Here is a 314-nt window from a genome sequence, read left to right on the forward strand (position 1 = left end):
CGGTCCACGCCCCGTTCGCGCGACAGCACCTTGATCAGCGCGTAGGCGTCGGTGATGGACGCCGGCTCGTCACAGACCACCACCACGGTGTCCTGCGCGGCCTGGCAGAAGGTCAGCACGCCGTCGGTGATGCCGGCGGCGGTGTCCACCACCATGATGTCCAGCTCGCGTTCCAGTTCGGAGAACACATTGACCAGGCCGACGTGCTCGGCGGGGGCCAGCTCGGCCATGTGCCGGCGGCCGGACGCGGCCGGCACCACCAGCACGCCGTTCGGGCCTTCGACGATGACGTCGTCCAGCGAGCAGCGGCCGGC

The 314-nt window shown here is 70.7% G+C and carries 1 pseudogene; it reads right to left on the reverse strand.

The features are described from left to right. Positions 1–314: pseudogene (locus EN850_RS35145) on the reverse strand (MinD/ParA family protein); the annotation flags it as partial.

Origin of the sequence: Mesorhizobium sp. M8A.F.Ca.ET.207.01.1.1 (assembly GCF_004794715.1) — a bacterium.
Lineage (GTDB): Bacteria > Pseudomonadota > Alphaproteobacteria > Rhizobiales > Rhizobiaceae > Mesorhizobium.